Annotated in this window: 15 protein-coding genes; 8 read left to right on the forward strand and 7 right to left on the reverse strand. The window is 45.2% G+C overall.

Annotated features, from left to right (window positions below):
- Window positions 1-105: 105 nt before the first annotated feature.
- The 4 genes from J4N42_RS20615 to J4N42_RS20630 all read left to right on the forward strand — a co-directional run bounded on the left by J4N42_RS20615 (window position 106) and on the right by J4N42_RS20630 (window position 4,733).
- A complete protein-coding gene (locus tag J4N42_RS20615; RefSeq protein WP_252031826.1) occupies window positions 106-597 on the forward strand; it encodes a putative pterin-binding protein in 492 nt (163 codons plus the stop codon).
- 9 nt (window positions 598-606) lie between these two features.
- A complete protein-coding gene (locus tag J4N42_RS20620; RefSeq protein WP_252031829.1) occupies window positions 607-2,733 on the forward strand; it encodes an ATP-binding protein in 2,127 nt (708 codons plus the stop codon).
- Between the two features lie 61 nt (window positions 2,734-2,794).
- Complete coding sequence (locus tag J4N42_RS20625; protein WP_252031831.1) at window positions 2,795-3,415, forward strand: 3'-5' exonuclease; 621 nt, start codon at window positions 2,795-2,797, stop codon at window positions 3,413-3,415.
- Between the two features lie 124 nt (window positions 3,416-3,539).
- The gene (locus J4N42_RS20630) at window positions 3,540-4,733 is read left to right on the forward strand and encodes a DEAD/DEAH box helicase (protein ID WP_252031834.1); all 1,194 of its coding nucleotides are present in this window, start codon (window positions 3,540-3,542) and stop codon (window positions 4,731-4,733) included.
- 173 nt (window positions 4,734-4,906) lie between these two features.
- On the opposite strand, the gene J4N42_RS20635 is transcribed toward J4N42_RS20630, so the two are convergent.
- The gene (locus tag J4N42_RS20635; RefSeq protein ID WP_252031837.1) at window positions 4,907-5,935 is read right to left on the reverse strand and encodes a lactonase family protein; all 1,029 of its coding nucleotides are present in this window, start codon (window positions 5,933-5,935) and stop codon (window positions 4,907-4,909) included.
- A gap of 1,020 nt (window positions 5,936-6,955) precedes the next feature.
- Here J4N42_RS20635 and J4N42_RS20640 point away from each other — a divergent pair.
- Window positions 6,956-7,405 (forward strand): dCMP deaminase family protein, encoded by a 450-nt coding sequence (locus tag J4N42_RS20640; protein ID WP_252031840.1) that lies wholly within the window; start codon window positions 6,956-6,958, stop codon window positions 7,403-7,405.
- Between the two features lie 31 nt (window positions 7,406-7,436).
- Here J4N42_RS20640 and J4N42_RS20645 read toward each other — a convergent pair whose 3' ends face one another.
- Entirely contained in the window at window positions 7,437-10,076 is a 2,640-nt protein-coding gene (locus tag J4N42_RS20645; protein WP_252031843.1) for a hybrid sensor histidine kinase/response regulator, read from the reverse strand.
- A gap of 108 nt (window positions 10,077-10,184) precedes the next feature.
- On the opposite strand from J4N42_RS20645, the gene J4N42_RS20650 reads away from it, so the two are divergent.
- The 3 genes from J4N42_RS20650 (at window position 10,185) to J4N42_RS20660 (ending at window position 13,419) form a co-directional block, all read left to right on the forward strand.
- Window positions 10,185-10,622 carry a hypothetical protein gene (locus tag J4N42_RS20650; RefSeq protein ID WP_252031846.1) on the forward strand — a complete coding sequence of 146 codons (438 nt, stop codon included), beginning with the start codon at window positions 10,185-10,187 and terminating at the stop codon, window positions 10,620-10,622.
- Complete coding sequence (locus J4N42_RS20655; RefSeq protein WP_252031849.1) at window positions 10,615-11,658, forward strand: sulfate ABC transporter permease; 1,044 nt, start codon at window positions 10,615-10,617, stop codon at window positions 11,656-11,658. Before J4N42_RS20650 ends, J4N42_RS20655 begins: the two co-directional genes overlap by 8 nt.
- Before the next feature lie 327 nt (window positions 11,659-11,985).
- The gene (locus J4N42_RS20660) at window positions 11,986-13,419 is read left to right on the forward strand and encodes a glyceraldehyde-3-phosphate dehydrogenase (RefSeq protein WP_252031852.1); all 1,434 of its coding nucleotides are present in this window, start codon (window positions 11,986-11,988) and stop codon (window positions 13,417-13,419) included.
- Between the two features lie 189 nt (window positions 13,420-13,608).
- On the opposite strand, the gene J4N42_RS20665 is transcribed toward J4N42_RS20660, so the two are convergent.
- The 5 genes from J4N42_RS20665 to J4N42_RS20685 form a co-directional block, all read right to left on the reverse strand.
- Window positions 13,609-16,059 carry a family 20 glycosylhydrolase gene (locus tag J4N42_RS20665; RefSeq protein ID WP_252031854.1) on the reverse strand — a complete coding sequence of 817 codons (2,451 nt, stop codon included), beginning with the start codon at window positions 16,057-16,059 and terminating at the stop codon, window positions 13,609-13,611.
- A gap of 77 nt (window positions 16,060-16,136) precedes the next feature.
- Window positions 16,137-16,832 (reverse strand): oligogalacturonate-specific porin KdgM family protein, encoded by a 696-nt coding sequence (locus J4N42_RS20670; protein ID WP_252031856.1) that lies wholly within the window; start codon window positions 16,830-16,832, stop codon window positions 16,137-16,139.
- A 194-nt stretch (window positions 16,833-17,026) separates the two neighbouring features.
- Complete coding sequence (locus J4N42_RS20675; RefSeq protein ID WP_252031859.1) at window positions 17,027-17,656, reverse strand: bifunctional 4-hydroxy-2-oxoglutarate aldolase/2-dehydro-3-deoxy-phosphogluconate aldolase; 630 nt, start codon at window positions 17,654-17,656, stop codon at window positions 17,027-17,029.
- Between the two features lie 51 nt (window positions 17,657-17,707).
- Window positions 17,708-18,658 carry a sugar kinase gene (locus J4N42_RS20680; RefSeq protein ID WP_252031862.1) on the reverse strand — a complete coding sequence of 317 codons (951 nt, stop codon included), beginning with the start codon at window positions 18,656-18,658 and terminating at the stop codon, window positions 17,708-17,710.
- A gap of 80 nt (window positions 18,659-18,738) precedes the next feature.
- Window positions 18,739-20,253: a sodium:solute symporter family protein gene (locus J4N42_RS20685; RefSeq protein ID WP_252031865.1), complete on the reverse strand. Its 1,515-nt coding sequence runs from the start codon at window positions 20,251-20,253 to the stop codon at window positions 18,739-18,741.
- Window positions 20,254-20,256: the final 3 nt, after the last annotated feature.

Raw genomic sequence — 20,256 nt, forward strand, 5'->3', positions numbered from 1 at the left:
GCCTCCAAAGCTTCCACAATGACACGTAAAGTTCTGAAACTTGTGACTATACTATTCTTATCAATACGTTCTGTTGTCTGTTTCATTACTTACATGGGGGCTCCTATGCCGACTCGATTCTTCGCCCTAGCAACACTGGTTTTCTCTACCCTTGCGCTCGCTCTGCCTGCTCCTGAAGGCGACACTGTGTTGTGGGTGAATGGCAATATTGGCGTCACCAACATAGACAGCAGTGCCGAATTTGATCTGGCGATGATTGATGACCTCGAGCAAAACGAAGTCAAAACCAACAACCACGTCGTCGAAGAAGTGACTAGCTATCGCGGGCCAAAAATTTCTTCGATTTTGGAGGCAGTAGGCGCTAAAGGTGAACACATTAAAGTGATCGCTTGGGATGACTATGTCGTTACCATACCGATTGCGGATATCGACAAATACGGTGTATTGCTGGCAACCCATGAAAACGACAAACGCATGACTATAGACGGCAAAGGCCCTCTGTTTGTGGTCTTCCCATTTACTGACTACCCCGAACTTCAAAACGACCTTTATTACAATTGGTCTGTCTGGCAGGTGATGGAAATTGTAGTCGAGTAAGTTCACGTGATGATTAAAGCAAACTCTGGCAGCAAATATTTTCGATGGCTGGTGTCGGCGCTGTGTCTCAGCCTGATTTGTATGGTCGCGTACGTGTTCTATACGCTGACCGTGTTTCGCGATATACCACCGCAACCCTATGTAGCAATTGTGAATAACAATATTGGCGCGAAAACAAAAATTCTACTTACGCTCAATGAGCTCCAAACCTACCTTACCGCTCCAACCCCCAAGGCATTAACCAAACTCAAGTTTAAAGCTAGGGTACAGAAATCGAGTATATTACAGGACTTACGTAGCCCACGTACTAAAGCCGTTCATGAGCAATTTGGCGATTTAAAGCAGCTTGATGGCCTCATTAATCAATTGTCCATCGCTTACGATGGGATTAAATCGATCAAACCTAATGAACCCGAACATCAGCAAATTCAAGCCGCCATCAAGCAACTCGATAAATCCTATCGAGAGATGAACAATTACTTATCGCTGTTTATCTCTCGAGTACAGCAACAACAGATGGTCTATTCGAATCAAAAAGACGAGTTTTACACAACTCAGTACCTCTATTTAGGCATCATCATTGCGATTACGTTCGCAATAACCTTGGTTGTATCGTATCTCTATTTAACTCAGATAAAGCTGACTCGAAACCTAGAGATGCAAAAAGTCCAAATCGAAGAATCGCGGAACAAAGCGAACGAAAGTGCCAAAGCAAAATCCCAGTTCTTAGCTAATATTTCTCATGAAATGAGAACACCACTCAATGCCATCATTGGCCTTAGCCACACCAATCTACATGACGGAGCTAACCAGCAAACTAAAAACTATATTTCGATGATTCATGACGCCGGCAATCATCTGTTAAACCTGATCAACAACGTACTGGATCTGAGCAAAATCGAGCGTAACGCTTTGCAAATCGATAACCACGAATTTGAGTTGAAGCAGTTGGTCGAATCGACGCGAAGTGTATTTCTAAATATTGATGAAAAAGAAAATGTCGATATCCTAATTACGGTGCCTAAAACTCACTATTTCACAATCGAGTCGGACCTCACTAAGCTTAGCCAAATCATCAACAACATTGGCTATAACGCCTTCAAGTTTACTTCTCACGGTAAAGTCGAAGTCACCATCGAGATCCAAGAAACACCAAACGAGTCATTAACGATTACGGTCGCAGATACCGGAATTGGCATGACCAAAGAACAACTAGAGATCGTGTTCAACGAATTTACCCAAGCCGATAACTCAACCACACGCAAATTTGGCGGTACAGGGTTAGGCTTATCGATTACGCAGTCTTTAGTTGACTTGCTTTCGGGTGAAATCTCTATCTCGAGCGAGCATGGTGTTGGCACACAAATCTCAATAACAGTCCCGATTCGTATTCTCGACAGACACCCTCTGATTGCAACTAACCACACGATTAAACCGGTTAATGTCATTTCGGATAATGCCTCGATGCGCCAAGCAATTATCGATGATTTAGTCCGTCTCGACCTCTACGACCAAGAGGCCTTTTCAGCCATCTACTACCACGACTACAGCAGTGATATTGAACGTAAAACCGAACAGCTGAAACACAAATATGGCGATGCATTTATCGCGCTTTGCAACATTAAACAACAAGCGTTGATCCCCGATGTTGCAACACTGCCTAAACCTTATGACCTCTACTCTTTACTAGACGGCTTACAGGTAGATTCCTCTTCTGAATCTACTCATTCCGACTCAGATTTGAATACTATTCGAGAGCTCAAAGTTCTTCTGGTTGAGGACATTAAACTCAATCAAATCGTGGCCGAGAAAACACTCGAACAGATGCAACTGACGGCAACAACTGTTGAAAACGGACAAGAATGCCTCGATGAACTAAAGCTTAATCACTACGACTTAATCCTAATGGATATCCAAATGCCAGTGATGGATGGCGTTGAAGCACTAAAACACATTCAGCAAGGCAGCTTAGCGGAGCGCTCGGTAATTATTGCCCTCACCGCCAATGTGTTCCAAAGCGATGTGAATCATTACCTGCAGCTTGGGTTTCACGATGTCATCCCCAAGCCATTCCAGCTCGAGTCGATGCGAGAAACTTTAATCAAGCACCTTGGTAATAAAATGCTGCATTCATAGTGTTGCGCTTGAGCCACTGATATACTGCCGCCCGAACAGCTTTCCAACCTAAGACAAGATTATGCTAACCAGCCCTGCTCATTCCGTTATTGTGCTCGACTTCGAGACCACAGGCCTATCTCCAAACATGGGCGATCGTGCGATTGAAATAGGTGCGGTAAAACTTGAAGACGGCGTCGTCGTCGATACTTATCAGCAACTCATGAACCCTGGCTTTCGAGTCTCTGGCTTTATCGAAGGTTACACGGGCATCACCAACAATATGTTGCGTGGTGCGCCAAGCTGCGAAGAAGTAATGGCCGATTTTGCCCACTTCATCGGTGACAGCCATCTAGTTGCGCATAATGCCTCATTCGATAAGCGATTCTTGGACGCTGAATTAGAACAAGTTAATGCTCGTTATTCCGGACAATTCGCATGTTCAATGCTGATTGCTCGCCGCCTTATTCAAGATTCACCGACCCACAAATTGGGCGACTTGGTTCGATTCAAAGGTATTCCAAACGATGGTGTATTTCACCGTGCGTTAGCGGATGCAGAAATGACGGCCAAGTTATGGATGGTGATGCTCGACGATCTGCGCGCGCAGCAAATCATTAATCCAAGTTTTGCGTTAATGCAGAAAATAAGTAAAACCAGTAAATCAGCTATTGGTAAACTTTTACAAAGTTCAGCGACATAGCGTTCGCCGTTTGTACAAGGCCGCGCATTATTCTCACCTTTCATACCAAGGCGTGCTAGAATATCGCTAATGAAATGAAGCCGACGATTGTCGGCTTTTCTAATGATTCCACCCGAGATAAAACATGTCATTTTCTACACTTGGATTAAGCGATTCGATCGTCAAAGCCGTTACACAGCAAGGCTACGAGAAGCCTACCACTATCCAAGAAAAAGCTATTCCAATTGTACTTTCTGGTAAAAACCTAATCGCTGCAGCCCAAACGGGTACAGGTAAAACCGCGAGTTTTGTATTACCGATATTGGAAAAACTACGCCATAGTGAAACTCAACGTAAGAAGCGTATTCGCGCCCTAATCTTGGCTCCTACTCGAGAGCTAGCCATTCAGGTTAACCAGAATATTGAACGCTACAGCGAGCACCTGAACCTGACGTCGATGGCGATGTTTGGTGGCGTCGACGATAAAGCGCAAAAGCAAAAGCTAATCGAAGGTGTAGACATTCTTGTTGCCACTCCGGGTCGACTCATCGACTTATATGGCCAGCGTGCTGTGTATTTCGAAGAAGTCGAAGTATTGGTGTTGGATGAAGCCGATAGAATGCTCGATATGGGTTTTATCGAAGACATCAACAAAATCATCGCCCGCTTACCGCAAGACATTCAGAACCTATTGTTCTCAGCGACACTGTCAAACCCAGTGAGAGATCTAGCGAAAAGCGCTATCGACAACCCAGTCGAGATAAGCATTGCTAAGCATAGCGCATCAAAATCCAATATCGAACAATGGCTAGTCACTGTCGACAAAGACAAAAAGTCTGCGCTGCTAAGCCATATGATCAATGAAAACCAGTGGGATCAAGCGCTGATTTTCATCGAAACTAAACACGGTGCAGCCAAGCTTGTTAGCCAGCTAGAAAAGCGCGGAATTGCTGCAGAAGCGTTCCATAGTGGCCGAAGCCAAGATATTCGCGCTAAGCTGCTAGAACGATTTAAATCGGGTGATATTAAGTATTTGGTTGCGACCGGTGTCGCGGCACGTGGTATCGACATTCAGGAACTGTCACGAGTGGTGAACTACGACCTTCCTTACCCTGCCGACGAATATGTTCACCGTATTGGCCGTACCGGACGAGCGGGCGCACAAGGCGAAGCCATTTCGTTTGTGTCGAAAGATAACTTCAAGAACCTGTGCATGATCGAAAGCCGTTTAGGTCACCTCATCGAGCGCAGAGAAATCGAAGGGTTCAAACCACGTAAAGAAGTTCCGATTTCAATTCTTAACTACGTACCGAAACACAAACGTAAACAAGAAGATTAGTTCTCAATACATTTATAGCTTGAAACTCTAGTTCACTAGACGAGAGCCTAAAAGCAAATAGACAAAAGGGATGACACATTCACCTGTGGTTTACGGTGAAAGTGTCATCCCTTTTTAGTAGGAGTTTCTATTGTGTTCTGCGATTCGTAACGGCAGGAACCCACTCTTGTAGACTAGATGCTCACACAAACCGGTGCATTCAATGCGACGCTGGAACCTGTTGCCGCCAACGCACCACTACTCGCATCGCGCTTAAACGTCACTACGTTATTGGAATGTTGATTAGCAACGATAACCCATTCACCATCGGGTGTAATGGCAAAGTCCCTTGGAAACGCGCCTTGTGTCTCTGTGCTATTTACCGCCGTCATTTCTCCACTGACTTCATCTAGAGAAAAGCACGCCAGTTTAGATTGGTGACGGCAAGACACATATAAGAAGTCCTCATTGGGCGATAATCGAATCGCAGATGCCGCCTCACCTTTTTCTTCATCAGGTAATAGCTGTAGCGACTGACAGACTTGCCACTCATTTTCTTTTGCTCGCAGCAAGTGAACCGTTTCAGAAAGCTCACATACCACATAGATTCGGCTTCTATCTCGGCTCAACACCATGTGCCTAGGCCCGCTTCCCGCTGGAAGAGCAATACGCTGAGAAGGCTGCACATGACACTCTTCACCCTGTACGTTGACATTAAACATGTGGATAGAATCTGATCCTAAGTCAACAACGGCCAACTCAGTTGTTGCCAAAAAACAGACTTGGTGCGCGTGCGGACCTGTTTGCCTATCTTTGTTAGGGCCACTGCCAGAAAGGGCCAAGGTTGCAATTTTGGACTCAATCTCTCCCGTCTCGGTTAACCGGAACACTTCAACATTGCCAGATGAGTACTGGGCCGTCGCCAGAAACTTGTTTTGTGGGTCTATCGCAAGGTGGCATGGATGCGCCCCTTTAATAGCCTCTTCAGAGGTAACTTCTCCGTGCTGGTCCATGCGTACCACATGAGGCTGTTCGCTTTGCGACTGCTCACTTACTGCGTAAGCACCAATGCCTGTGCGAATGACATAAGACATATTTGGTCGCGCAATCAATGGTTCAGGCTGTGATAGCTGACCATCAGAGAGGTTCAGACGTACTTTAAATATTCCATGTTGCTGGGTGCTATCGGTGTAGCATCCGATCAGCAGATCCATATCCTGCATTTGTGATCCTGTAGCGGGCTTAACCCGTAAAACTGTGGCTTGTTGAGTGCCTACCATTAGGCAACGAGATACAGCGCTTATTGTCGAATAAATCTAACCACCTGAGTAGTGCCCAAAAGTGATGTTGCTCTAAAGTGTGAACTGATATACCCAAATGACTTCAAGCTGCAGAGTTCAGTGCTTTGAATAATGCGATACGAGAGATACGGATACGTGGGATAGCCTAAAAAGAGAAAACCCCACTAAGCTCTCGCCTAGTGGGGTTTCAGTTCTTACTCGCAGCAATCCGGCTACTAATAGGTGCTCCCTGCATCTAATCCATGATAGTACGCTGATTCCTTCAGCACTTTCCTTATCATCGCCTTCCTAGCGGTGTCCTCGGCAATCCAGCCCGTTAGCAATCCTCGCCAACTCACATCACTTTTTCCTTAAGCGGTGTCCTGAATCTATCATCCTGATAGAATTTGCCTTAGTCCTTTAAGCGTCCATTAACTTTCCATAGCGTAACCATCCTAGTTACAAGCGTCCAGCCAATGTCCTTTGCTATCCATGCCGACTGCTAATCCTTAACAATCGAATCTTCGTCCTGAAGATGACCTATCCTTGGGTCTTTCCTGTTCCGTGTCTGCATCCTGCTGACACCATTAAGATTACGCGAATATGGGCTTGTCACAATAGCGAAATTGCCCTTTTTCTCAGCTTCAAAAGCGAACACAAAGTAGACATACACTTACTATTCAATACCTTACAATCAAAACTCTCCAATTACCGCAACAGTAAACTGCTAGTGTCTCACGGCTTTGTGCGAGATCTCGCACAAGCCAAATAGCAAATCGGAAATTACCGCTACTCACCTACACGCTCTTCAATGTGATTAACAACACATACCATTCGATGATGACCTCTAAATAACCTTGCTAAAACCCTGCGAAGCCCTAATTTCACTGGACTCAGCTCAAAAAAATTAGCATGATTATGAATAGGGTCAGAAACCCTAGGCAATTAACTGAGGAACCTCAAATGATTTCAAAATGGGCGCAACGCTTTTACCAAATGGCTGAACTTGTTGGCTCTTGGAGTAAAGACCCTTCGACTCAAGTCGGTGCGGTGATTACCAAACAAAATCGAATTGTTTCGGTCGGCTTCAATGGCTACCCACATGGTATTTCCGATAGCGCCGATACAGATGATCGCGATATGAAGTATTTGAAAACACTTCATGCAGAAGAGAATGCCATTCTTTTCGCCAAACGAGACCTCGATGGTTGTGAAATTTGGGTAACTCATTTCCCATGCCCGAACTGCGCAGCGAAAATCATCCAAACTGGTATTTCTGCCGTGCACTGTCCAGAACAAACCGCAGACTTTCTCTCTCGCTGGGGTGAAAAGATCAAAGTAAGCCAAGATATGTTCCTGCAAGCTGGCGTCAAAGTGAATTGGCTCCCTTTGGAAGACATCAAACAAGTTTAATCGTTGGCTGCTTCGTTAAGCGGCCAATTTTTTAAGCCAGTTTGAGTTCATTAAACACATCAAATAATTGCTGAGATTTATAGGGTTTGGGTAAGTAAGCATCCATTCCGGCAGCGAAGCAGCTTTCTATCTCTTCATCTAATACACTGGCGGTCAGCGCAATGATCGGCAGTTTCTCTTTACCGTTCGAGGCTTCCCACTCACGGATCTTCTTGGTTGCGGTTAAGCCATCCATTATCGGCATCATGCAATCCATCAACACTGCAATGTATTCTCCACCACTGGTCACTGCATCTAACGCCTCTTGGCCGTTACTCGCAATGCTGTACTCAATACCAATTTTATCAAGGAAGAAACTCGCAATCTTTTGATTCATTAAGTTGTCTTCCACAATCAATATTCGTTTGCACGGTGGCGCTGGTAGCTCAGTACTGACCTCGATTGGGGTATCTACATACTCTGTTCGGCGAGTAATCTTAGTAAGGGTTTTAAGTAGCCGTTGGCCTAGCACCGGCAGAATGATGGTGGCCGAAACCAGCGATGCAACCTCTGGAGAGATAAATAAGTGGTGTTGGCAGGCTATGATTTCAGCGCTACCGTAACGCCCTCTTAAGGTGTGTATATCCCTGCGCGAGCTTTTCTCGTGGACTTGGCAATAAAGCACCACATCAAACGCTCCATCGTACAGTTCATCGACACTGGACACGAGCGCTACGTCTACGCCAAAACGTCGACACTCAGCAGCAAGCGAATCGCTGTATACCGAGTCATGAGTCACAATCAAGGCAGACAAGTCGAGGCTTGTTTGCGGCGATTGATCCAACGGTATTTTAACTGGCACGGTAAAAGAGAAACAGCTTCCGAGCCCTTTGGTCGACTCAACCTGTATTTCCCCTTCCATTAAATCAATCAGCTGACGACAAATCGTAAGCCCTAGCCCGGTGCCACCGTAGCGTCGGGTGATACTGCCATCTTCTTGAGTAAAGGGTTTAAAGATTGTGGCCAATTTGTCACTGTCTATCCCTACCCCAGAGTCAATAACACTAAAGATTATTGCAGGCGACAGAGGCGATTCTTTGTACTCTACCTTGGTGGTAATGAATCCATTTGTTGTAAATTTCACCGCATTAGACAGCAAATTCATCAGTACTTGCTTGACCCTAAATTCATCGGCTTTTACGCGAGCAGGCATCGACTCGTCGATATCGACCGTCAACTCGATATGTTTGGTTAACGCTTTGGCACTCACCATATTCACCGAATCGTAAACAACTTCTCTTAGGTCGATTTCATTCGGAGCAAGCACAAGATTGCCCGATTCGATTTTGGATAAATCGAGAATGTCATTGAGCAAAACCAACAGAGACTGTGAAGAAGTATCGATATCTTGCAGGACATCTTTCTGGCTTGAATTTAAATGGCTCTCAGACAGAATTTCTGTCATACCAATGATTCCGTTTAACGGAGTTCGAATCTCGTGTGACATATTCGCCAAAAAGGCACTTTTGGCTTTATTAGCGGCAATGGCGGACTCTTTGGCATCAATTAGGTCTTGCTCATAGCGTTTCTGCTCGGAGATGATTCTGTTTAGCCCTCGGGCAAATCGACTGAACTCATCTCGGCCATCGATATCGATTTTCTTAGCGTTGTTGCTACTAATTCGCCCCATGGTAGCGAGGATTTTATGCAGTTTAGAGTTGATTCGATACAGCGTACTCGCGCCCCAGATCACCAAGAACAAAGTCACCGCAATCGCTGCACCAGATATATAGAATACATCCTTCCGGTTTTGAGAAATGGTCGTCGCCAGTTGGTCAGACATATGCTGGGTAAATAAGCCTATTTGATTGCTGACCATTACGTAACGTTGCTCAAGATTGACAATGTATTGGCCAATCTCCGCTGGCGATATTTTGTTAACCAACATGCGTTCTTTTACCACGCTACCTTGCCTAAACTCTTTTTGAGCAAACAGAGACACGAGCGCTTTTAGTTGCTCGTTATCAGCTCCAACAATGAACTTGTCGAGGTAATACTGTTGGCGTTCGGTGGCCTGATAATAGTCCGGTGCATAGCGCTGAAAGGCGATATTTTTGCGCGCCACACTCTGTGCGACCCACGCTTCTTTCTTCATCCAAAACAAAAACCAGCTCAAATCGGAATACACCAAATCTAGCTGGTGAATCGTTGGCTCAACGGTGTGGCTGGAGATTTTGTGGATCTCGTCTGATAGCTCGACCAATACATCGAAAACTAAATTTCCAAGGTCCACAATTTCGCTACTTTCTGCATTTTGGATGTCATCAACTAAATAGCGAAGATCATCAATCTGCAGTAGAACAATGTTGGTGGCCACTACGCCATGGTGAGTATGAAGTTCAGTGTGGGCTTGTTGAGCTAACCGATTCAATTCTGCCTGCAATAACTCCACTTGTTGGGAAAGATCCGCAGATTGTTCACGAGTTAGACGTTTGACCAGCAGATCATAGAAGCTTTGTGAAATGGTATTGAAAGTATTCAACGAGTGTACTTTTTCAGTGATTACGGTGTAAGTGTGCAATCGCTCTTGGATGGAAAGAATGGCATGAACAGCAAACCCGCAAATTACCGCCATAGGGATAATACACAGGACAATCAGCCTAAACTTTATTGATATTTTAGTCAGTAGCATGTTGTTTTACATTCCTTGTAACTACCGCTTCCTAGCCTATGTTTAATAGTAGCCGAGAATTGTTCTATTGCTATCCATAAGCCATAGACATCAGTGAAAAGGAATGACTTGAATCGAGCCGTTTTCTTCTTTGTTCTGTTAATCCAGAGCGCCTTATGCCAAGCCGCTCAGTTTTCTGTCGTCTCCTTAAACCCTACGCTTACAGAGCTCAAATCTAGCGAAATCAAAATGTTGTACCGGGGGAGGCTAACGTCCATTCAGGGGGTTCCACCTAAATTGGCCGACTTACCTTCTAACTCCCCAGATCGCGAAGCGTTTTACTACCAAATTCTAAGAAAGTCTCCATCGCAAATGAATGCTATCTGGGCTCGCCTGAGCTTTTCAGGCAAAGCCTCAGCTCCTTTTGAGCTTGATTCCAGCAGTAACGAGGCCGTGCTGATTTGGCTAAGAGAGAACGAAAATGGAATCGCATACCTTCCTTCCGAGGAGGTGACGAAAGAAATGAATATCCTATATAAAACAAACAGTAAGGCTAGGTATGACTAAATGGATAAGTTTGGTGGTGCTCTTATATACGCCACTGGTAAGCAGCCAAATCAATATTACGGATTCAGTTCGTATTAGCGGGTTTGGCACGTTCTCGGCAGCAAAGAGCAATAGCTCTGTTCCAGTTATTTCTACGCGCGATATTACCGATGACTGGTGTTTTGATTGCGATAGCACCTTTGGGCTCCAAGCGGACTGGGAAATGACCCCGCAATGGCGCACAGGATTGCAGTTAGTGAAACGACCGCAAGACCACTTCTCCAGCCCAAAAGTAGAGCGAGCGTTTGTTGAATACTCGAATAACAGCGTGTCGATACAAGCAGGACGACTACGCATTCCAATGTTTATTATGTCGGAATACTATTACGTGTCCTCGGCGTACCCTTGGCTACGCTTACCGGTCGATGTTTACAGTCAGCTACTTGGTATCACCCACTATGAAGGAGCCACTATCGACTACCGAATTGATTTGGCGGATGAGTCGGTATTGGTGCTATCCCCTTATGTGTCAACGCCCACCGAAAACGACCTAACCGTCTATGGCCAAGCATTTAATATCGAAGCTGATTTCAGTGTCGGGCTTACCAGTAAAATCTTGTTTGAAGATAATGAGCTTAGATTTGCCTACCTCTATTCAGATATATCAAAACTTGGATTTGTTGGTGCAGAATCTAGCTATCGACTCAAACTGTATTCCATCGGTCTTAGCTACTACTGGGACAATTTGCACTTTCAAGGAGAAACGCTTCTTTCACAAGAATTCAATGCCAATTGGTATGCAGGGTTAGATTATTTAATAGGTGACTGGCAGCCTTATTTACAATATGGACAAAGCCGAAAAAATGTTGAAAGTGAGAGCTATTTACTCGGCGTAAAATATCATCTGCTGAGCAATTTCAACTTCAATTTGGAGTGGCAGAGAATCGATGGACGCGAAAGTGTGATCAATGGTCACTTTACCCAGCCTCAGAATCCTCTACTACCAATAGAGAATAGTGTTGAGGTCGTATCATTCGGTTTATCGTTTACTTTTTAAGTTGAAGAATAGCTAAAGATCTCATTTTTTATGCAATAGGAATTCAACACAATCGGTTATTTGCCATAAAAACACATATCGTCGCGAATTAAGTTAGCTACCTTTCAAAAGTCAATACTCATTTGTAACACGAAAAGTTCCTATAAACTCTTGTAAAGATAAAAATAGCAGGCTTTTATCTCGCCATTATTTTTTCTAGCAGAATAACACTTCAGCCATTACAATCTCGCCACATAAAAAACACAATAAAAATACACTGCTGAATTTCTTCCCCCTACAAGAGAAATATCAGCTCAGCCCCCAAAACGTGAAAGGTCCAAAGCAACAATGAGTCCAGAGAAACATCTCCTAGACTGGCAAACTAGCCAAACGATTGCCGAATCCATCTCCCCTCTTCTTGGTCAGCTATATCGTCAAAAAGGCGTTGAAGTTATCCTGTTCGGAAAAACACTGGTTAACGCTGCAACTATCGATATCATCAAGACTCACCGCATCGCTCGCCGCTACACAGGTGACGCACTATCTCCAGAACAAACACTACCAATCATCAAATGTTTAACCGAAATGGAACTGTCTCCATGTCGCGTTGATGTTGGTCAGCTAGCTCACGAATTCTGGAAAGACCGCGATGATGAGCACGGTTTAAAAGACTTTTTACACACAAAACTCATGGGTGCAATGAACGGTCAGACCGTTAAAGAACCTCGTGATGTTGTTTTATACGGTTTCGGCCGTATCGGTCGACTACTTACTCGCTTAATGATTGAGAAAAGCGGCCCAGGCTACCCACTTCGCTTACGTGCGATTGTCGTACGTGGTGGTAAAAAAGGTGATTTGGAGAAACGTGCAAGCTTGCTTCGTCGCGACTCTGTTCACGGCCAATTCAACGGTAGTATCATTGTTGATGAAGAGCGTAAAGCACTGATTGCAAACGGTAACTATATTCAAATTATCTACGCAAACAAACCTGAAGAAATAGACTACACCACTTATGGCATTAACGACGCACTCGTCGTGGACAACACTGGTGTATGGCGTGACGCTGAAGGTCTAAGCCAACATGTTGCATGTAATGGCGCACAGAAAGTACTGCTGACAGCACCTGGTAAGGGCGACATTAAGAACGTGGTATTTGGTGTTAACGAAGACGTTATCCAAGCAGAAGACACCATCATTTCTGCAGCAAGTTGTACAACTAATGCGATCACACCAGTACTGAAAGCGATTAACGATAAGTACGGTGTAACATCAGGTCACATTGAAACAGTTCACTCGTTCACTAACGATCAAAACCTAATCGATAACTTCCACTCTGGTGAACGTCGTGGTCGCAGTGCATCACTGAACATGGTTCTGACTGAAACTGGCGCGGCAAAAGCGGTAGCAAAAGCACTGCCAGAACTAGCTGGCAAGCTAACCGGTAACGCGATTCGCGTGCCAACTCCAAACGTATCTATGGCGGTAGCGAACCTAAACCTTGAAAAGGGCACCGACAAAGAAGAGCTGAACGAATACCTTCGTGAAATGGCACTTAAGTCAAACATGGCTGCGCAAATTGACTACACAGACTCAACTGAAATCGTATCAAGCGATCTCGTTGGATCTCGCCATGCTGGCGTAGTTGATGGTGCGGCAACGATTGCTCAAGATAGCCGCTGTGTATTGTACATTTGGTACGATAACGAGTTCGGCTACAGCTGTCAGGTTGTTCACTGTATGGAACAAATGATGGGCGTTCGTTACACCACTTACCCTGCATAATGGCGCTACAGCGCTATTGATGTAGAGAACAAAATTAGACTCCACAACACCCGAGTCTTCGGACTCTTATAATCATAATATCTACACCCCCGTGCTTGCCGCTTAGCTCTGAGTTAAGCGGCTTTTTTGTCGCCAATAAAAAACCGCCCAGGAGCAGGCGGTTTTCTTAGAGTCAACGTTTGGGGGTATTTATTGGCTCATATGCTTAAGCAGCATTTCGGTAGGACGAACAATCGCGATGATGGCTTCGTCGTAGATAATTGCTGCATCATCTAAGATAGATTGATACGCAGCAACATCGGCTTTACGAATAGTTTCACCTGCTTGCGCTTTAGCTATCAGAGACAAGCCTAGATTTGCGATTTGCTCGGTTTTCTCTGCCACTACGACAGTGTCTACCGACGCAACATGACTAGCAAAGATTGGCTTGGACGCAACTGCTCCAGCCTTAGCTTGCTGGTAATGCTCTGCTAAGCTTTCAAGAGCTTGCTTGTTACCAGTACTGATTTCACGTACCAAATCTTCCATTTCATACACTGCGTAGCTTTCTACCGTCAGTGCATCTACAAAACGGTTTAGACGTTCGTACTGACTGTAAAGCGTGCCTTTTGGTTCAGTAGAAATATACTTCTCCCAGTTACGCGCATAGTACTGCGCTGGCTCAGTGTACTTCGCAAGCAAGCGTAGGTCGTTAATGTCTTGCCCTTTCGCTAAGCGCTTCAGCAACATATCTGCGTTTGCGTGGTGACGCAAACCGACCGATACTTCAGACCAAGTGTCCATTACTTTCATACGCTTATACATGCTGCGCTCATCGGTAAGCTCAGCATCCGACCAAAAACGCTCAGCAATTGCATAACTGCGAGGCCACAAGTACTGCTCAACAGTATGGCTGTCTTTCATTTCAAGCCAGATGGTGATTTCACCACCTAAAATTAGCTCTTTTTCTTTCTCGGTCAGCTCTGCTGGATAGCCACCATTTGGCTCAGGAATGACGCTGCCTTCAATGTCGCTGCTGGCAATGATTTCCCCCGTTGTAGGCCAGCGTACGTTACCAATCAACTGGTAGCTGCCATCTGCCAAACCGTTTTGATCAAGCTTTAGGTTGAACTCAGTGTACGACATGAAGTTGTCGAAGTGGCCAACAAACTTCTTGCCTGGTACGTAATCTAGAATGAAGATTTCTTCACGTGATTTACCGTTGTAGTCGCTAAACGCGCGGAATGTACCGTCTGTTGCTTCAATAATGGTCAATGTACCAGTACGCGGGCCACCTTTGGTACGTGGTTTCACCCAATCGTAGGTAACGAACTTCTCACCTGCATGCAGCTTGTCGTCAACAGTGATACCAGTTGGCATTGGGTCGTTACGGTAATGGTAACTGGTTGGCTGCGGCTGATCGAGGTAGTAACCCGTTGAAAGAATCCCTTGGTAGCCCTCTTTTGCTGCTCGGCCAATACTGTCATGCCCACGCCAGCTTTGAATAACGATCGAAGTAGGAAGATCTTTATGCCAAATCTCATCCCAGCCCGTCATCTTCTTACCGCGCTCAGAAAGCATCTTTTCTACTTTTGTGTTGAGGTAAGACTGCAAGCCTCGCTCGCCATCAATATTATTGTCTTTGATAAACTTCTGATGCTTCTCGCTGTTTATCCACTGTTCGTAGTCTGGCTCATCGCCACCGATATGGAAGTACTCATCAGGGAAGAGCTCGACCATTTCATCAAAGATATCGCCCAGCATGACGTATAACTCTGGGTTTAATGGATCCATAAGCGGTTTGAACACGCCCCAGCCACGCTCTTGCTCGTAGCTTTGGCCTTCTCCACCAGACATCAGGTGTGGGTACGCGTAAGCCACAGCTGATGAGTGACCCGGTAGCGATACTTCTGGGATCACTCGAATACCTAAGTTACGCGCGTACTCAACCAAATAGCGGACTTGGTCTTTGGTGTAGTAGTTGCCATCAGACGTTTCTGACCATAGACGCGTCCAGCTGTCTGTTTGAATGCGAATGCCTTGATCGTCCCAGAAGTGCCAGTGGAAGACGTTCATTTTTGCTGATGCCATCGCATCAAGTTGGCGTAACAACACGTCAAACTCGATGAAGTGACGAGATGTATCATAAGAAACACCACGCCAACGGAAACGTGGCTCATCAACAATAGTCACTGCTGGAATATGGTAGCCTTGCGCCGTGGTTTCTACCAATTGCAGAATGGTTTCAATACCATGGATTGCACCGTAAGGGCTTGGTGAGCTAAGAGTTATTTGATCCCCGCGAGTGGTGATCTTGTACGACTCTTCAGAATCAATGTTCTGCACTTCAGACTTCGCAGCACGCTTGATATCAATGATTAAGTTAGCGTCTTTAGCGTTGTCCACTTGCCAGTTTAAGATTGGTACACCAGTTTGGCGCTCTAGACGTTCAATAAATCGTTTGGCGGTGAATTCAACACGATCGGAATTAAAGCCTTTAATATAAACTTTGAAATTACCATCTACATTCACTTGCCCTTGTTTTAATTCCACCGATTGTGGGTAAGGCATTAAATTTAGATCAGTATTTGGAGCCATTGCAAAAGCCATTGGTGTCACTACGGAGCCTGAAATCAATAGTGATAATATAGTTTTTTTCATTATTAATATTCCTATATAAATTTGATTGAATTTTGTTTATCCGAGCGTACTCACACTCTGGAATACGCCCAGTTGAATTAAAATGAGAAGTTAATACCTACACGGAAACGCCAGTCTGTTTTGTAGTCGTGACTTGCCACTTTGTCGGCGTCCACCACTTCCGCATACGGTCTTACTGTAGGCTTCCATTTATATACTGCTTTTACCGTGTGCTCTCTGGCATTGAGATCGCCTGTCGCTAGCTCTGTTGTATGGTGCGTGATCTGATCAAAGTACGTGAATGCATAAGAAATCATATACTTGTCTGTGTTGTAGCCTGTCCAGATATCATATCGATTACGCTTCGCCGTTTCCTCATTGCCGTAGTCGTTCACCAAAGCTTCGGTTGAGAAGTCGTAACGGTAACGGCCATGAACGAACAGCCCATTATCGAAGTTATAATTCAGCTTTAAATAAGGCATTAAGAACGTGTTTGAACCTTGGAAGTTCATTACGATGCCTGGGTTAAGCGTGAAATTGTCGTTTATCGCGTGAGTGTAGTAATGCGTAAACTCGGTATTGATCACTTTCGTTTCGTCGTAAGCACCAGCGGCATGTCGAACGTTTGTCAGTGTTTCCAGACCATAACCGTTGTCAAAGTGATGACCAACAATGAAGCGACTTCGGTATTGATCGGTTGTATCGCGATACTCAGCCCTTAAATCAACATAACCACCAGCAATTGAGGTCATAGGTAATAAAGTCAAAAGGCCTAGGGGGATTATTTTTTTCATAGTTCACCGATATTAAGATTATAAAAAACCCTCCGCACAATATTTATTGCGCAGATTGTTACCACTTAGATAATTAAAAAACGGAGACTACCTTTTGTTCTGACTTATTATTGTTATTTTTATATAGCCACTAATGAATATTAGTGGCTATTTTATTAGAGTTAACACCCACTGTTTTGGGAATATATTGGGTATTAATTAACTAATGCTACAGCTTCTTTCACTAATTGGCCGATTTCATCCCACTGCTCGTTCTCGATCAAAGATGGAGACACCATCCAAGTACCGCCACAGCAGATAACACGATCAATCGCTAGATAATCGTTCACGTTGTGCTTACCGATACCACCAGTTGGCATGAATGAGACATCAACATAAGGTGCAAGCAGAGATTTCACCATGCTGATACCACCCGACGCCTCTGCAGGGAAGAACTTCAAGAAAGTAAGGCCGAGCTCTAATGCTTGTTCCACTTGGCCTGGGTTGTTCACACCAGGAACAACCGGCATACCAATTTCTTGGCAGCGGCGAACCGTATTTGGGTTTAGACCTGGCGCTACAACAAACTCGCTGCCCGCTTCTTTCGCTAGGTCAATTTGCTTGGCCGTCAATACCGTACCTGCACCGATACACATTTCAGGATACGCGTCGCGCATGGCACGAATTGCAGCCGCTGCTGCGTCGGTACGGAAAGTTACTTCAGCAACAGGTAGGCCGTTTTCCACTAGCACTTTTGCCAGTGGAACTGCGTGTTCAACCTTGTTAATTTGAATCACAGGGACGACTTTGAACTGCTTAAGTTTATTGATAATTTCTTGAGACATAATTTTTCCGGTATTTCTTATTCTTTAATCACTGACAATCACGGAGATCGTCTATTTAGATTCGTTCACTAGGTGACTCATCGCACTAGCAGGGATGATAGCCCCCGAATATTGAATAACGATTGACGCTAACTTGTGGCCTAGTTCAGCCGATGCGGGTGCACTTTGACCAGTAAGTCGGGCCGCTAGATAACCCGCTGCGAATGAGTCTCCCGCCGCGCAAGTATCCACCACATTGGTGACTTTGGTAGCCGATACATAGTGCTCTTTTTCACCATCAGCGGTACGTTCAATCACTTTGCATGGCTCACAGCCGCGCTTAATGACAACTTCCTTACAACCTAAGCGTAAACAGCGTTCCTGAACGCTTTCGTCTGAGCCCCACACCAGTTGGTCGTCATCTTCGGTAATTAATGCGATGTCGACTAACGGCAGTAAACGCCCATACCAAAGCTGAGCTTGAGCTGTGGTCCATAACTGAGGGCGGTAGTTGTTATCGAAAATAACTTTGCCACCTTGATGCGAAAATTCGGTAATCGCTACCATTAAACGCTCACGCGATTTTTCATCAAGAATCGCAAGGCTGATACCACTGATGTAAACCGCTGACACCTGTTTCTCTGCCAAAGCGACTTCCAATTTGGTTAATTCATCGCGTTGAAAGTAAAACTTCGCTGCCGCGTCATTTCTCCAGTAAAGGAAGTGACGTTCACCCGTCTCATCCGTTTCCACCATGTATAAACCTGGTAGTTTGTTGTCGATGTACTCGACCAGTTCTGTAGCAATTCCTTCCTGCTGCCAATTGGCGATCATGCGTTGCGAAAGTTCATCGTGGCCAAGGCCCATCGCATAATGTACCGACACATTCTGATGTTGCGTCAGACGCGCTAGGTATAGTGCGGTATTGAGGGTGTCGCCACCGAATTTTTTGCTCAGCGGAGTGCCGCTGATCTCGACCATACATTCGCCAAAAAATGCAATATTGAGGTTAGAATCAGACATAGCTAGCCTTAACTTAATGTAGAGAATTCAAAAAAAGCGGCTCTGCTTGGCAGAGCCAAAGTTGTGGAGACAGTTAATCGTTAGTTAGATTGAGTTGCAGGCTTTTGAGAAGACGTGTCTTCGTCTAGTACGCCTGTTTCAGACATTTCCATTTCCATCAATGCGCGCTCATCGTCAAGGATGGCTTTGGCCATTTCAGGCGTCACGTCGTTTGCAGGAGTGCATAGACTCACTACGACACCAGCGGCAAGTGCAAACAGACATGAAGGAATCACAGGGTTACCCCAGAATGCTGTGTAGTCCGCATTTAGCATCACTGTGAAAGACGCTACCGATGCACCCACAAGTGTTGCAATCGCACCTTGCCAGTTGTAGCGGCTCCAGAAGCGACCCAACATACCGCACACGAACATGCCAGACATAACCGTTGAAATCATCTTAGTGATGTAGCCGATAATGTCGTTCGACGTCAGCGCGAACAGAAGTGCAAAACCAATCACCACAACAAGAGCTAGACGAGAATAGTTCAGCATTGACTCTTTGTTTGGCACGCGGCCAGTGAACATGACGTACACGTCGCGCAGTAGGATAGATACACCCGCAATCGCGTCTGAGCTCGCACTAGACATTGTCGCAGACAAGCCAGCAATCAAAACAATCATACCGATGCCTACAGGCAGTACCGTTGCCGCGATGTATGGGAACGAGAAGTTAGGGTTGTCCAACGTTGGGTCAATCGCATGCGCTGCCATACCAATGATTGCAGGAATGATTGAGAAGAATAGGTATAAAATACCTGAGCCAACAAATGAACGACGGATGGTTGATACATCTTTACCTGAGTAAATGCGTTGACGGAATGAAGGAGTCGCCAGAACACCAACACCAATTACCACAGCCAGAGAAACCGCTGGGATGATGCCAAGTTTTTCAATCGCTAAGAAGCTAGTCGCTGCTGGGTCCATCGCTGCGTACAGGTTATCCATGCCGCCGATGTGTTGAACTGACAGAACAGCCATTAGAATGAAACCAACAAATAGGATGATGGCTTGAATCGTATCCGTCCAAACTACAGCTGTGTAACCACCGATAACAACGTAGATAGTAAAGGCTGCGGCGATAATGATTTTCGCAAGGTTAAGGTCGATATCTGCTATCCAAGCTAGGTACATACCACCACCTAGAATGTGCGCGCCTAACCAGCCGATAGAAGCGATGAAGATCAATAAGCCAACGATGTTTTTCACGATGCGATTCGCACCCACGTAGTAAGCCAACTCTTCACTCATGGTCATAAAGTTCATTTTACGAACTGGAGCAAACCAAAGAGCCAGAAGTAAGATACCGATAGCACCACCGATTCCATACAGAGCACCAGCCCAGCCATTGGCATAGCCAAAGCCTACTGCGCCCATACTTGAACCTGTGCCCACCATAGTCGCAACAGTCGTACCAAGTACTAGGAATAATGGAAGGCCACGACCTCCCAATAAGAAATCTTCGCCAGATTTTTGGTTACGGGAAACAAACCACCCTAACCAAATTAAGAAACAGACATACAGACCAAAGCCTGTAAGAAATAGCGTGCTATTCATTGA

Origin of the sequence: Vibrio sp. SCSIO 43135 (assembly GCF_023716665.1) — a bacterium.
GTDB classification, from domain to species: domain Bacteria; phylum Pseudomonadota; class Gammaproteobacteria; order Enterobacterales; family Vibrionaceae; genus Vibrio; species Vibrio paucivorans.